A 13813-nucleotide genomic window follows, 5' to 3' on the forward strand; every position below is an offset into this window, starting at 1 on the left:
GCTCATCACGGCACCTCGAAGATCTTGACCGCCGCCTGCAGATCCGAGGCGAACAAGGCGGGAGACAGTCGTTGTCGTAGGCGGATGTCGGTGACCGGCTGCCCCGGGAAGAGCTGGTCGAACAGACTGAGCAGAGTGGCACCCAGTGAGCCGTCCGGGAAGTCGCCGTCCTCGGCGAAGTCGTCGTTGCCGAGTGCGTGCTCGATCATGATTCGAGCGGCGTCCGCATACACCGCAGAGAGCACGATCCGATCGATCGGGCGTGGCTTGCCCGCGTTCTCGAATGCTGCGGCGGTGACCGTGTTCCGTTCGTTCACGAGCAGGAGCAGGGATCCCATGGTTGCGCTCTCAAGGCCACCGCTGATCTGTAGGTGCCAGGCTGCGTCATTGGGGAAGGATGTCCGGGCGAAGTCAATCACTGCCATCGGGAACTGCGGCGCGTCGCCCTGGAGGCGAAGCGACTCTCGATCGCTCCACAGCACGGAGCCGGCCCGGCGGGGCGAGGAGGGGCGGGCATCGGTCCGGCGCTCGGCCAGGACGAGTGCTGTGTCGAGCAGGAGCAGGCCACCCAGATCGGCAGCGCGGAGGTGGACATCGAACTCCGCCGTGATCATGCCGCTCGCCGTCAAGCGCGCGTGTTCCGCCGGTCCGCCGAGGTTGGACCCGGTGGCCGTCCACACCACAGCGAGTGCAAGCGCTGCGTCGGCCGGAAGGCCAGACTGCGATCGCGCACGATCGAGGTCGACACGGACGGTCCTGCGGAAATGCAGGTTCATTTGGTAGTCCCAGTCCGGCAGCGCCTCGGGCATGGCGACCTCGCCATCCTCGGTCACCAGCAACCACCCTTCGGCGGTGACGACACCTTCGGACGGAATTCGATAGGGAAGAACGCGCCGAGTCACGAGCCCTTCACCGCCTCGACCTTGATGCCGATCTCCGTCATGGTGTCCGGGGCCGGACGCACCAGAGCCCGCCAGACGGACTCGCCGCCCTCGACCACGCATGCTTCTGGGGCGTGTTGGAGACCGTCGCCGTCTTCCCAGGCAATGAGCACAGGCATGCTCGCCCCGATGGGGGGATCCGTCTCCCTCCCTCCGGTGCCGGGGAGAGTGACGGCCAGGTCGATCCGGATCCGCTGCGGACCCGCCACGGGCAGCCGGAACTCCTGGACAAGTACCGAATCGTCGCCGCGATCGTCGTAGTACGGCTCGCCGACGTACTGCACGCGCGGACGACGGCGCGCCGTGTCGGTTCCGCCGGGGCCGGCTGTCCAGTCGGCGGCGGGTTGTTCCGTACCGGAATAGGCACCCTTCGGAACGGGACGCACCGAGGTCGGATGGCGCAGGCTCTTTTCCTCGTTCTCCTTCTTCGAGGCACGGGTGGCAGTGCTGCCGGGCTTGGAGTAGGCAGTGGCTCCGCCGATCCCCCAGGCTCCGCCCACCAACCCGGAGAACAGCGAACTGGCTGCGCCCAGCGCGACATTGCTGGCCCCGGGGCGCGCGATCCCGCCAAGGGAGAGCATTCCGTCCAAAGCCCCGCTGATGCGCCGGAACGTCGTCTGCACGAAAGTGCTCTCGGGCCTCTCCAAGGACTGTGGGTTCCAGGCGTCGTGCGTGGGCGGTTCAGCCTTCGCGTAGATCTCGTCCATGGCCTCATCGGCCCGGAAGACACCCGCGTAACCCTGGTTCGCACTCGGAGGCTTGGGTCCCGGACGGTAGGTGACGACGAGTTCGGCGGGTCGCATCAGACACACGTGATGGACGAGGTCCTCGATGTCCAGCATGCGGGAGGCGCGGGTCGGCTCCAGGGGCGGCATGATCCGCTTCACCAGTCCGAGGCGCCCGAGATGCCGCTTGGGTTTCATGCATTCCAGATCGCTGCCGGCCGAGCCGGTCATCGTCTCGTAGGCGGCGACGAACATGTTGAGCGGACGGGTCTCTCGTGGATCCGGAACGGGGTGTTCGATGCCGTCGCTGGTGACGGTGAAGCGCATGGCGGGAGACTTGCCGCCCGTAGAGATCATCTTGGGCCAGAGGTGCCAGGCGATGGTGTCGGCCAGGTAATCGGCCGCCGCAGCAGGTTCGAGCTCGTCCAGGTTCGGATCGATGACGACGATGGTCGTCCCGGTCTCCTCGGGTCCGAAGGGTCTGAGGCCCAGACGCTGAGCCGTGGCCTCCGCCTCCGTGCCGACCAGCGGTTCGATGACGTCCCCCGACACATCGCCCCACCAGTGTCGACCGGTGTACCGGCGGTCCCCTTCGGCCTCGGTTGCCACGTAGCTCTTCCAGAGCGTGCAGCCGATGAGCCTGGTTTCGTGGCCTCCCTGCGCGGTGCGGCAGCGGGAGTGTACGAGGACAGTTCCCGACTTGGACAGCAAGTAGAAGATGCCCTTGCCGAAGCCATAGGTTCCGCCGCCCAGCGCGGTGTCGCGCGGCTCGCCTATGTTGCGGATGAAGGAGACGAAGTCGCGGTCGGCGCCTACAGCCTGGTCGGCGCGAGTTGGTCCTCCGAGTCCTCGGGTGCCGCGGTCGGAGACAGCGAGAACCCTGGCCGGACCGCGCTTGAGCGTCTCGCGCAGGGGGAACTTCTCGGTAACCGCGGGTGCGCCGTTGAGCAAAAGCTCGCGCCACACGCCGGTGTGCGCCGGGCCGACCGTCCACATGTCGATGCGATAGTCGACCGGAGCGGGTGTCCTGAGACGTGCATCCCAGCTGTTCTGGGCGGACTCGCGCACCAGGATGGTGAGCAGGTCGAGCTCCGGGCGCCCGAGCTGATTACGGATGCCTTCGGCGGCGCTCGCGCCTTCCGGCGGATAGGGCTGGGAGAACCAGCGGGGCTCCGTCACGCGGACTCCTGGATCAAGCCGTCAATCATTTGGGACACCTGGCCAGGCATCAGAGGGGCGGGGATCTCACCGGACAGATCGATGGTGTACTCGACATCCAGTACCGAAACCGGCACGCCTGCCGCGACGAGTGCCTGGCCGGTCAAGCCCGGGAAATCGGGGCCGACTTGGTACCATCTCTCTTCGCTGATCACGAAGCGCACATCGTGGTACCGGTCGGCGTCGGACGCGCAGTATCCGGCACCTGCGAGCAGTTCGAGGAGCCCACCCTCGTCATCACACAACCGCAGTGCCTGTGCGACCAGCTCCACGAACGCGACTCCAGAACCGTTCACGGTGGTGCTCTGCAGACGGAACCAGGCCAGGCAGAGCGTCCCGCCCTCCGGCGCTTCGAGTTGGTCCAGCCCGTGGATCCGCGGCCTCCGGCCCTCGCCGGCGGTGCTCGATTTGACCTCGACGGCGGTGGTACCGGCTGAGAAGTCGTGGCGGTGTCCGTCGGGGCCGCGCCAGAGCCGATGTGCACTGGGGTCCTTCTCGAGAAGCCGATTGAGCACCGTCAGCTCGCCGAACAGCCCGGCGAGCTGCTCGGGCCCCAGCGGTGCTCCCTGCGTTCGGAAGAGGGCCTTCCAGCGGTCGAGAACCCGGTAGAGCGCCTTGACCGGGTTCTCGGGCAGCGTTTCGGCCGCGCCCAGAACGTCCACGCACAGTTCCGTGAACAGATCGCTGAGGTCGTCGCGCAGGCAGGCGAGATCGGCGTATGTCTGGTAGGTCTCCTCGTCCTCAAGCGCCCGCTTGCGCAACCGCAACACCGGACCGTCGAGGCCGGGACGGATCTTGCGGTGCGCGTATATCGGCACCAGGACATGACGATGCCCGTCGTGGTCGACGGCCACCGCCAGCGGGCCGTGCTCGGCGACGACAGGCAGTTGGGAGACTCTCAGGTGGCGTTCACCTGTGGTCCGCTCGGCATCGAGCACGGCCCAGCGCTCCTCGACGAGCCTGCGGAGCGCGTCGCCGTTCATGCGTCCTCGCTGTCGAGGAGGCTGTAGTCCTCCTCCTCGATCCATACTTTGGACAGGTCCGCGGATATGTACTTCTCTACCTCGCTGTCCCCGTCCCACGGCTCGGGGAAGACCAGACCGACACCGATCACGTGCTCCTCGGCGTTCAGCGGCGCACGCAGCTTCTTCGACGGGCTCGGCTCGGACATCTTGTCGATCGGGTACAGGACCAGCAGACCGGTGTCCGGGAGTTTTGCGCGACGCATGTCCTGTATGCCCTTTTCCGTCAGCTTCGCCGTGTCCCCGTCCAGGTCCACCGCGGCGTCGCGACGGCTCATCAGCGTCTTGATGTCGGCGAAGTCCGGGTCGGGGTTGGTGACGGCAAGGCGGGCACGGACGTTGCGTCCGACGGTCACACCCGGAGCAAAGGAGAAGCTGTTCTCTCCCCTGAGATTGCCGACGATTGCGACGTTCCATCGACCCAACGAGCCGGCTGTGGCGACTCGTTTCCGGATGTAATCGATGATCAGGTCCGCGTCGTTCTCCGGGGACTTCTCGTGGAACCGGTAGGTCGACAGGAAGTCGGTCACGACGTTGTGCGGCACGTCGCGGAAGACGTACCGGCCTTCTGCGGCGCGTTCCTCGATCCTCACTGCGTTCGTGAGCGAGGCAGCGACCAGGTCGCGTGCCGCTTCGATGTTCCCGCGCAGCCATTCGGCGTTGGTGTGGAAGTAGTGCGTCTGGATCCGCTTGCCGCCGTACGACGAGGCCGCCGTAACAGCATTGCGCATCTTGGCAGCCGCAGTCACACGCAGGGCAGGATGTGTGCGCAGGCGTACAGCGAAGGTGAGGGGGGTCTCGTCCTCGGTCATGTAGATGTCGATGTCGCGGCGCATCTCGGTCTCGACTGTGGCCAAGTGCCGGAACCACTCGGCCAGCTCGTCCGTCATCCAGATCCGGGGCAGGTCGGCGTAGCCGTTCCGGAAGCCGAACCAACGTCCCATCTGCAACAGCGTGTCGTATGCCGAGACAGCGCGGACGAAATAGCTGACCGAAAGTCCTTCGAGCGTCAGTCCTCGCGAGAGGGTATTGCCGCCCACGGCGATCGCCACGACCTGACCGTTCTCGTAGTCGAGGCGGTTCTCGCTGCTCGAGTTGTCCATGATGACGCGACAACTGCTGAGGACTGCCGGAAGCTCGGGCACCAACTGCTCGAACGGCACGTTCGCCTCAGCGAAGTCCGCGGCCGGAACGCGGTCGGTCTCCTGCTCCCACAGGTCACGCAGCCTGGAGAGGAAGCCGGCGTCTGCCAAGGACCGCGCGGACTGCTCACGCAGATGCTCCAGCGGCCTTTTGAAGCTGTTGTGCACAGCGGTGTTGACGCTGGTGTGGATCAGCATCGTGCTGTGCCGGGTGCCGGTACCACGCACCCGCCGTGCGGCCGTGACCAGCCAGAAGTACTCGACGGCTCTACGAAGGGTGTCGGTGATGACAGGCTCGAAGCCCTCGATGTCGGCCCTCGTCCCGGGGCGCACGCACGGCACGTCGTCCTCGGGGACCGACCGGATCATGTCGTAACCGTCGTCAACCTGCTCCGGGTCCTCACCGTCAAGCGCGTAGCGCCCGAAGAGGACCTCGGTGCCGAAGTGCCCTTCAGGTTTCGGCAGGTTGACGACGAAGTCCTCGGGATACAGGTCCTTGGCACTCGGGTCGATCAGCAGGTTCGCGAACGGCGAAGCCGTGTAACCGACGTAGGCGCACCTCGGCAGGGAGCCCATAATGTCCAGGATCAGCGGATTGATCGATTTCGTAGCCACGGTGGCCTGGTCGGCTTCGTCGTCGATGATCAGCGCGGGGCAGTCCTCCAGATAGTCGGACGCCTTCTCGAGCCATCGGGCGAGCTTGCGCAGTACCGTGGCATTCTTCTTCACCACGCACACCACGCGCGTTTTGTTACTTTTCCCGAAGTAGGAGGCGGGGTTCTCCTGCGGTGTGAAGTCCTTGTCGAGTCCGGTCAGCTGGGACCACATCGAGGGATTCGGCTCCACGAGCTGCTGCACCAGCCGGGCCTGGGTCTGGCGCCGGAGGCCGTTGTGGATCCCGGCGAGGACAATGAACAGCTTGTAGCCGCGGTCGGCTGCCTTGGCCATGACTGAGGTGAAGTTGGTCGTCTTGCCGGACTGCACGTAGCCGACTACAAGGCCCCGGGTGGAGAACGCCTTCTCCTTCGGATGGTTGAGCAGCGAGACGACGCGGGTGGAGGAATCGTCGAGAGCCCTGATGGCGGGTTCCTGGGGCCAGCCGTCCTTGTGAAGCAGATCCACGATTGCCGGCCAGCACTTGTCCTTGGCCTGCGGCCCCGTGTACCAGGTGTCGCGGTTGCCCAGAACCACCGCGTGCGGTTCCTCGAGCTCCTTGATGCGAATGGTCTGCTGCTCGTGCCGCTCACGGATCTGCTGGACGATGTCCGGACTGATGCCGAACTGCTCCAGCCGCTTGACTGCCTCCGATGGTGGAAATGCGTCCAAGAGCGCCTTGAACGTGTCGTACATACCGTCGAATTCGTCGCTCATCGGAGTCGACCGTCCCCCACTCTCGCCCGCTGAAGCCGACCGGGCCGCAGGGCCCCACCTGCGCGGACGACTCCGTGGCAGCACAGGTACCCCGAGGCACGATCCGGCTTGCCCCTCCCACACAACATCCACACACTATTGGTTGAACGTGGCATTACGCGATATCGAGGCCGCGATCAGGTAGTGCGGCCTGGGATCCGGGAACCGCGTGCGCGGTTCAGGGCAGGACCAGGCGGAGCGATCCATTCCGGTCAGGATCCGGCGGGCGACCGCCGTTTGGACGCCACAGCGGCAGAGATCCGGCTCGCGACGACTTCCGCTGGCTCGTGCTCCCAGAACCTCAGAACCGTCCAGTCCTCGGAGAGCAGGTGCTCGGTCGTCTCACGATCACGTGCCATGTTCCGGTCGAGCTTCGAGCGCCACCACTCGGCATTTGCCCGCGGACTCGTCGCATGGTCCGGGCAGCCGTGCCAGAAGCAGCCGTCGAGGAACACCGCGATCCGCAGCTTGCGGAACGCGAGGTCCATGCTCCGACGCGGCATCCCCGGGACGGCCACGTGCAGCCGATAGCGCAGGCCGGAGCTGTGCAGCAATCGACGAACGGCCAACTCCTGCGCTGTGTCACGCGACACCTGGCGACTCATGCGCGCGGCGACGGCAGGGGACGATGCAGTGGGGCCCATGGGACCAGTCTCCACCATGCGCCTGCACGGCGAGGTCGTTAGAGCTCACCCCCGTGGCAGTCCCGGTACGCGCTGCCCGACCCGCACCAGCACGGCGCCCCCTTCGCCGGGGGCCACACCACCGCGCGGCCGCGGGCCGCCAGGGTGGTGGCGTACTGGGGGAGCAGGTCCGCGTTCGACGGGGAGGACTGTTCCGAGGCCGCGAAGGCCTCGTAGGACGGGATCGTGCCCGTCACGATGCCCAGGTTGCCCGTGCCCGTCGCCGCCAGGTCGCGCAGTGAGGCCTCGAGGTCCGTGAGGTGAGCGTTGTGGGTCGGGTACTCCGACTCCAGCTCGGGGTAGGCCTCGACCAGCTCATCGAGTTCCGCCTCCGGCCAGTGGAGTACCGCCACCGGGAAGGGGCGGGACAGGGCCGAGCGGTAGGAGCCCAGTTCCGAGCGGAGGCGGGTGATCTCCGCCTGGAGTTCGGCCGGGTTGTCCGAGCCCAGTGCCCACAGGCGCTTGGGGTCGTGGAGTTCGTCCAGCGTGACGTCCGGGGTGTGGCCGGTGTGGACCTCGTCGGCCAGGGTGTCCCACTCGTCGTGGGGGAGGGCCAGCAGTCGGCGGACGCGGTGGCGGCCCGTGAGCAGCGGCTGGGTGGCGTACGGGATCTCGTCGTCGGCCTCGGGGAGCAGCAGGGTCAGGCCCGTCGTGAAGCACTCGTGGGACGCTTCGAGCTCGTCGTGGGCCTCGAGGGTCTCCGCGATGACCTCCCACGGGGCCGCTTCGGCCGGGGCCGATGCGCGGATGCCGGTGATCAGGGCGCGGGCCTCCGCCTCGTGGCCGTACTCCCACAGGTTCGCCGCCTGGAACGCCTTGATCAGAGCGGGGTGCTCGGGATCGGACGCCAGCAGGCGGTCGTAGAGGGTGGAGGCGCGTTCGCGGTCGCCGGACAGCTCGAGGTGGGCCGCGGCCTGGAGCAGCAGGGGCTCGTCGTCCTCGGGGTACTGCGTGGCCGTACGCAGCAGGCGCTCGGCTTCGGCGATGTGGTCAGCAGGCATGTCGGGGCGCATGCTGCACACCGTACTGCTGTACGGGGCGGCCAGGGATGCCGAGTCTCGCTGAGCGCTGGTGAGTTGACGGAGCTGCCCCTACTCTGCGCCCGTGCGGGAGCCGATACGAGTTGTGGTGCAGGGGCGGCGACGGCGGGCGGCCGTCGCCCGGGGGCTGTGGGCCGCCGCCGAGGTCGCCGTCACCCTCGGCGTCGTCGTCCTCCTTCTCGTCGTCCACCAGCTGTGGTGGACCAACCGTCAGGCCAGGGAAGGGGCCGAGCGCAAGGTCCAGGCACTGGAGCGGGAGTGGGGGGAGGAGCACGAGGGGCGGGAGAGGGCAGAGGAGCAGCCCACGCCCGTGGAAAGCCAAGGTGGTGGCGGAGGCGGAGATGAGGAGGACCGAGCGGGCGCGGAGACGCCGCGGGCGACGCACCCGGCCCGCCCGCCCCGCTGGGATCAGGCCTACGCCGTCCTGCGCATCCCGCGGCTCGGCGTCACCGCGCCCGTCGCGCAGGGCATCGCCAAGCGAGGCGTCCTCGACAAGGGGTACGTCGGGCACTATCCGCAGACCGCGCAGCCCGGCGAGGCCGGGAACTTCGCCCTCGCCGGGCATCGCAACACGCACGGGGAGCCCTTCCGGTACATCAACCGGCTGCGCACCGGCGACCGGATCGAGGTCGAGACCCGCCAGGGGGTGTTCGTGTACGCGGTGGACAGGCAACTGCCACGGACGACACCTCGCGACACCGGGGTGATCGCGCCGGTCCCGCGCAGCCTGGTGAATCCCTCCGCCGGGTACGGCGAGCGCGGCTACTACCTGACCCTGACCACGTGCACGCCCGAGTACAGCTCTGCCTACCGGCTCGTGGTCTGGGGCAAGCTCACCTCGATGCGCCCCCGATAGCCGCTCCGTCCGGCGCTCCGCCGCCCCCGCTCATGGGCAGCTCGGAGAGCGGCTTGCCCGCGCTGTCGTACAGCGTGACGCTGCGGACGAAGTCCTCGCCGTTCTCCGGTACCGACTCCGCCGTGGCGTACCAGGCGCCCCAGCCGGGGCGGTCCGTCAGCGTGACCAGCGTCGCCGTGACGGGGCCGGCGGCGGTGACGATCTCGACGCGGGCCGCGTCGCGGGAACCGTAGTAGACACCCGACATGAAGAAGCGCCCGTCCGTGGACTCGATCTGGGCGCTGACGCCGGGGACGCTCATGTCGAGGTTGCCGTCGGTGACGCTGCGGAACTGGTCGGGGTCGCCCGGGACGGACCAGTGCTTGCCCTCCTCGGTCAGCCACAGTTCGGTGCCCGGCGCGGGGCGCACCCGCTGCCCCGGCTTCACCACGTGCAGCGGGGAGGCGACCGGTGGTGGGGGTGTCGACGGGGGCGCGGCGGTCGGGCTGGGCGTGACGATGGCGGCGGGCGGCACGGCCACGCGGTCGGACGCGGTCGTCAGGTGGACGGCGGTGGCGGTGAGGGGGACGAGCAGCGCGGCGGCGCCGACCGCCGTCGCCGCGGCACGGCGGCGCCGCCGGGTACGGGCCGTCCGGGCGATCGAGGCCAGGGGGACCGGTGACGGCGTGATGTCACGGGCCGTGTCGGCGAACACCTCACGCAGGCGCTCCGTGTCGGAACGGGATGTCATCGGTGTGCTCCCGAAGGGGACGTTTCCTCGGCGAACAGAGGATGGGTACGAAGTGCCTGCAGGGCACGCCGGGCGTGGGTCTTGACCGTGCCCACCGAGCAGTTCAGGACCGCGGCGATGTCCTGCTCGCTCATGTCCTCCCAGTAGCGCAGCACCACGACGGTGCGCTGGCGGGCGGGCAGCGACGACAGCGACTGGAGCACCGCCGCGCGGTGCTCGACGGTCTCCGCGTGGCCGCCGGCGGGACGGTGGGCCGCCTCGGGGAGGAACGGCATCAGCAGATGCACCACGCGTTTCTTGCGGACGCGGCTGATGTTGTTGTTGACCAGGGCCCGGCGTACGTACTTGTCGATCTCGTCGCGCGGTATGCGGCGGAAGTGGGAGTACACCTTGGCGAGGGTCGTCTGCACGAGATCCTCGGCCTCGTGGAAGTCGCCGGTGAGTAACGTCGCGGTGCGCACCAGACGAGGCCAGGCCACGGCGGCGAACTCGGCGAACCTGTCGAATTCGCCTTGGCTCTCCTGCATCACAGCTGGCGATTCCTTCGGCATAGGCACAGGGGGAACGGAGCGGAACGGAGCGGTACAGGGCGGAACAGGCGGGAGCGGGCCGGGTGAGGGGCGCACGGGGGACCCGCCGGCGCGGGTCCCCGACACGGCCTAGCGGAGGTCCAGCTGCGCGAGCTGCTTGCCCGCGCGGTCGTACAGGGTGACGCTGCGCAGGAAGTCGTCCCTGCCCGGCAGACCCCCCTCGGATGCGTCGGGGAGCGGGCCGGTCGTGTACCAGGCGCCCCAGCCGGGGCGGCCGGGCAGCGTCACCATCTCGGCGGTGAATCTCCCCTTGGACGTACGGACGTCGACGCGAGCCGCGTCACGCGAGCCGTAGAAGACCCCGGACAGGAAGTAGAAGGGCCCGCGAGGGCCGTCCACCGGCTCCCCCTGCAGGCTGACGCCCGGGGTGCTCATGTCGAGGTTGCCGTCGACGACGCTGCGGAACTGGTCGGGGTCGCCCGGGACGGACCAGTGCTTGCCCTCCTCGGTCAGCCACAGCTCGACGCCGGGTGCTGCCTGCACCCGCTGCCCGGGCGTGACCACCCGTACCCCCGATGACGGGCGGGACGCCTGGGCGGCGGGTGCTGGACGCGCAGCGGCGGATGCCGGTGCCGCAGCGGCAGGCGCCGCTGCCTTCCCGGCAGCCGGTCCGGACCCGGACGGGGAAGTGGTCGCGGGGCCGGACCCGGATCCGACCGCATGCGCGAGGGTCGGCGCCCCTGCCAGCGCAGCGGCAACGACCGCGGCTGCTGCCACGTACTTCTTCATCCTCGTCATGGACGAAACATCTCCTTGCGAACGGGAGTGGACATGGAGGAGTGCGCCTCTCCACTCCTGACAACTCCGCCCGCACCGCGGCCGGATGACATGTTCGCAAGATTTCTTCCGAGAACTTCCCTACGAGGACGGGAAGTTCTCGCGGCGGCGTCAGCGCAGGTCGAGCTCGTCGCAGGCGGCCTTGTACTCAGGGGTGCAGATCTCCTGAGCGGTGTAGACGCCGTCCTTGATGACGGTGTCCTTGATGTTGTCCTTGGTCAGCGCGATGACCGGGACCAGCACGGAAGGGATGGCCTTCTGGGTCGGGCTGTCGACGTCGGTGTGGGCCGCGAGGTCGAGGGACATGTCCCTGGCGAGCAGGATGGCCATCTCGGCCGCGGCGGCGGCCTCGTACCCGTACGGCTTGTAGATGGTCATGTGCTGCTCACCGGCGACGATGCGCTGCACGGCGGAGAGCTCGGCGTCCTGGCCGGTGACGGGCGGGAGGTCGGTGTAGCCGGCGGCCTTCAGGGCGGTGATGATGCCGCCCGCCATGCCGTCGTTGGCGGAGTAGACGCCGGCGATGTTCTGGCCGAGGGACAGGATCGCGGTCCGCATGTTGGCGTCGGCGTTCTCCGGCTTCCAGTCCTTGGTGTCGAACTCCGCGCCGATCTCCACCTTGCCGTCGAGCTCGGCGTGCGCGCCCTTCTTGAACATCGCGGCGTTCGGGTCGGTGACCGCGCCGTTCATCATCACGATCTGGCCGTTCTTGGCCTTGTCGCCCAGGGCCTTGAGCAGGGCCTTGCCCTGGACGTGACCGACCTGCTCGTTGTCGAAGGAGGTGTAGGCGTCGATCGGACCCTCGGCGAGGCGGTCGAAGGCGACGACGGGGATGTTGGCGTCCTTCGCCTTCTTGACGGCGCCGGCGATCGCCTTGGAGTCCACGGCGTCCACGATCAGCACGTCGACCTTCTTGTCGATCATGCTCTCGACCTGCTGCGCCTGGACATCGGCCTTCTGCCTGGCGTTGGCGTAGAGGACGGTGCCCTTGCTGTTCGTCAGCCGTGCGACCCGCTCCTCGATGACCGGCTTGTCGAACTTCTCGTAGCGGGCAGCCACATCGTCGGGGAGGAGGAGTCCGACAACGATATCGTCGCGCATCATCCGCATGCCCGAGTCGTCGGTCTCACCGCATGCGGTGAGCGATACAGCCATCGCGACGGTGGCGGCGGCACCGGCAGCGCGACGCAGATGTGCGTTCATCAGTGAAAATCAACCCTCCCTGACAGGCCGCATCATCTGCGGCCTAGGAGGCTGAAGCCAACCGCGTGCACACAAAAGCGTCAAGAGATGAACACAATTGTGATAGCAGCGGTGGCGGTTCGTTAACACCGTGGTGTTGACGCGGCGCGGCGGAAGCACTCGTACCCGTCGGGAACTGTCCGTCGCCTGTGGTCGTCGGTAAGGGCAGAAGCGTCGAGCGCACCGGAGGAGGGCGGCGGTATGAGCGGAGAGCGGGTCCGGCCACTGCTGCGTTCCACAGGGCTGCTCGTCCTGCTTCTCACCGGGCTCTTCGTCATCGACGGCGGAGGCATGTCCGCCGTCGCCGCGCTGGCCGCCACGGCCACCGCCACCGCTGCCGTCGCCTCCGCGATCGTCGCCTGTGCCGTCGTCAGCGCCCGGTGCGCGCCCGTCGTGCCGCGCACACGCATCCGCACCGCGCTGCGCGATCGCCGACGGCGCACCGCGTTCCTGCCCCAGCGCGATCCCGACGCGCGTGGCCGTACGCGGCCCCGGGCCCCGGGCCGTTCCGTCCTGACGGCCCCCTGAGGGAAGCGGGCACCGCACGCAGTCCCCATGGGTCGTCACGCCGCCATGCCCGCATCCCCGGCACGACGAGACCCGAAGGGCTCCACCCACCCATGTCCGTATTCGCCAGCCTGGTCGAGCAGCTCGCCGATCTGCTCCAGCCGCTGTTCCACGCCTCGGCCGCCGCCGCCGCGATCGTCCTGTTCACCGCACTCGTACGGCTCGCCGTCCACCCCCTGTCCCGGGCCGCCGCCCGCGGCCAGAAGGCCCGTGTCCGCCTCGCGCCGCAGATGGCCGAGCTGCGCAAGAAGCACGCCAGGAATCCGGAGCGGTTGCGGAAGGCGATGCACGAACTGCACACGAAGGAGAAGGTCTCCCCGCTCGCCGGCTGTCTGCCCAGCCTGCTCCAGGCGCCCGCGTTCCTCCTCATGTACCACCTGTTCTCCAGCGGGCGGATCGGTGACGAGCCGAACGCGCTGCTCGCCCACACCCTGTTCGACGCGCCCCTCGGCGACCGCTGGGCCGACGCCCTCGCGCACGGAGGGGTGTTCGGCGGGGCAGGCCTCGTCTATGTCGCCCTCTTCTTGATCGTCGCCGCCGTGGCCACGTTCAACTACCGGCTCACCAAGGGGCAGATCGCGGCGCCCATGGCCACCGGCCAGGAGGAGCTGCCCGGCACGGGGGCGATCGTGAAGATCATGCCCCTGCTGTCGTTCGCCACGCTCATCACCGTGGCCGTCGTGCCGTTGGCGGCCGCGCTCTACGTCGTCACCAGCACCGCCTGGAGCGCGGTCGAGCGGGCGTTCCTGTACCGGGACATGCCGACGGCCGGAACGCAGGCTACTGCCGCGTAAAGGTCCAGGTTGTGAACAAGGTCTTGCGGGGTGGTCAGGTCTCTTGGAGGATCAGCCAATCCTCAGAACTCGGGCG

At 68.3% G+C, this 13813-nt stretch carries 13 protein-coding genes; 3 read left to right on the top strand and 10 right to left on the bottom strand.

Annotated elements, in window-relative coordinates:
- Positions 1-5: 5 nt before the first annotated feature.
- The 6 genes from ABZ208_RS00615 to ABZ208_RS00640 form a co-directional block, all read right to left on the bottom strand.
- The gene (locus tag ABZ208_RS00615) at positions 6-902 is read right to left on the bottom strand and encodes a hypothetical protein (protein ID WP_356907376.1); all 897 of its coding nucleotides are present in this window, start codon (positions 900-902) and stop codon (positions 6-8) included.
- On the bottom strand, positions 899-2845 hold the full coding sequence (locus tag ABZ208_RS00620) for a hypothetical protein (protein ID WP_356907377.1): 1947 nt from the start codon (positions 2843-2845) through the stop codon (positions 899-901). Before ABZ208_RS00620 ends, ABZ208_RS00615 begins: the two co-directional genes overlap by 4 nt.
- Entirely contained in the window at positions 2842-3867 is a 1026-nt protein-coding gene (locus tag ABZ208_RS00625) for a PD-(D/E)XK motif protein (protein ID WP_356907378.1), read from the bottom strand. Before ABZ208_RS00625 ends, ABZ208_RS00620 begins: the two co-directional genes overlap by 4 nt.
- Positions 3864-6419 (bottom strand): Z1 domain-containing protein, encoded by a 2556-nt coding sequence (locus ABZ208_RS00630; protein ID WP_356907379.1) that lies wholly within the window; start codon positions 6417-6419, stop codon positions 3864-3866. The genes ABZ208_RS00625 and ABZ208_RS00630 overlap by 4 nt, the downstream gene beginning before the upstream one ends.
- 251 nt (positions 6420-6670) lie before the next feature.
- On the bottom strand, positions 6671-7102 hold the full coding sequence (locus tag ABZ208_RS00635; protein WP_356907380.1) for a very short patch repair endonuclease: 432 nt from the start codon (positions 7100-7102) through the stop codon (positions 6671-6673).
- Between the two features lie 38 nt (positions 7103-7140).
- Positions 7141-8154, bottom strand: a complete 1014-nt coding sequence (locus ABZ208_RS00640; protein WP_356907381.1) for an SEC-C domain-containing protein — start codon at positions 8152-8154, stop codon at positions 7141-7143.
- Positions 8155-8245: 91 nt separating this feature from the next.
- Between ABZ208_RS00640 and ABZ208_RS00645 the strand changes: the two genes are divergently transcribed.
- Entirely contained in the window at positions 8246-9037 is a 792-nt protein-coding gene (locus ABZ208_RS00645) for a class E sortase (RefSeq protein WP_356907382.1), read from the top strand.
- Here ABZ208_RS00645 and ABZ208_RS00650 read toward each other — a convergent pair.
- From ABZ208_RS00650 to ABZ208_RS00665, 4 genes are all read right to left on the bottom strand, one after another.
- Positions 9015-9767 (bottom strand): hypothetical protein, encoded by a 753-nt coding sequence (locus ABZ208_RS00650; RefSeq protein ID WP_356907383.1) that lies wholly within the window; start codon positions 9765-9767, stop codon positions 9015-9017. The two genes, ABZ208_RS00645 and ABZ208_RS00650, sit on opposite strands and share 23 nt — an antisense overlap.
- A complete protein-coding gene (locus tag ABZ208_RS00655; protein WP_356907384.1) occupies positions 9764-10294 on the bottom strand; it encodes a SigE family RNA polymerase sigma factor in 531 nt (176 codons plus the stop codon). The genes ABZ208_RS00650 and ABZ208_RS00655 overlap by 4 nt, the downstream gene beginning before the upstream one ends.
- 132 nt (positions 10295-10426) lie before the next feature.
- Positions 10427-11095: a hypothetical protein gene (locus ABZ208_RS00660; RefSeq protein WP_356907385.1), complete on the bottom strand. Its 669-nt coding sequence runs from the start codon at positions 11093-11095 to the stop codon at positions 10427-10429.
- A gap of 150 nt (positions 11096-11245) precedes the next feature.
- On the bottom strand, positions 11246-12337 hold the full coding sequence (locus ABZ208_RS00665; RefSeq protein WP_356907386.1) for a substrate-binding domain-containing protein: 1092 nt from the start codon (positions 12335-12337) through the stop codon (positions 11246-11248).
- Between the two features lie 240 nt (positions 12338-12577).
- On the opposite strand from ABZ208_RS00665, the gene ABZ208_RS00670 reads away from it, so the two are divergent.
- Positions 12578-12904, top strand: coding sequence for a DUF6412 domain-containing protein (locus tag ABZ208_RS00670; protein ID WP_356907387.1), 327 nt, complete (start codon positions 12578-12580; stop codon positions 12902-12904).
- 92 nt (positions 12905-12996) lie between these two features.
- Positions 12997-13737, top strand: coding sequence for a membrane protein insertase YidC (gene yidC / locus ABZ208_RS00675; protein ID WP_356907388.1), 741 nt, complete (start codon positions 12997-12999; stop codon positions 13735-13737).
- The last annotated feature ends 76 nt before the right edge of the window (positions 13738-13813 follow it).

Origin of the sequence: Streptomyces sp. NPDC006208 (assembly GCF_040613775.1) — a bacterium.
GTDB lineage: Bacteria > Actinomycetota > Actinomycetes > Streptomycetales > Streptomycetaceae > Streptomyces.

Coding starts and splice junctions, on each gene's coding strand:
- ABZ208_RS00670 (WP_356907387.1), top strand. CDS start 12,578: ATGAGCGGAGAGCGGGTCCGGCCACTGCTGCGTTCCACAGGGCTGCTC.
- ABZ208_RS00650 (WP_356907383.1), bottom strand. CDS start 9,767: ATGACATCCCGTTCCGACACGGAGCGCCTGCGTGAGGTGTTCGCCGAC.
- ABZ208_RS00655 (WP_356907384.1), bottom strand. CDS start 10,294: ATGCAGGAGAGCCAAGGCGAATTCGACAGGTTCGCCGAGTTCGCCGCC.
- ABZ208_RS00625 (WP_356907378.1), bottom strand. CDS start 3,867: ATGAACGGCGACGCGCTCCGCAGGCTCGTCGAGGAGCGCTGGGCCGTG.
- ABZ208_RS00665 (WP_356907386.1), bottom strand. CDS start 12,337: ATGAACGCACATCTGCGTCGCGCTGCCGGTGCCGCCGCCACCGTCGCG.
- ABZ208_RS00640 (WP_356907381.1), bottom strand. CDS start 8,154: ATGCGCCCCGACATGCCTGCTGACCACATCGCCGAAGCCGAGCGCCTG.
- yidC (WP_356907388.1), top strand. CDS start 12,997: ATGTCCGTATTCGCCAGCCTGGTCGAGCAGCTCGCCGATCTGCTCCAG.
- ABZ208_RS00630 (WP_356907379.1), bottom strand. CDS start 6,419: ATGAGCGACGAATTCGACGGTATGTACGACACGTTCAAGGCGCTCTTG.
- ABZ208_RS00660 (WP_356907385.1), bottom strand. CDS start 11,095: ATGACGAGGATGAAGAAGTACGTGGCAGCAGCCGCGGTCGTTGCCGCT.
- ABZ208_RS00635 (WP_356907380.1), bottom strand. CDS start 7,102: ATGGGCCCCACTGCATCGTCCCCTGCCGTCGCCGCGCGCATGAGTCGC.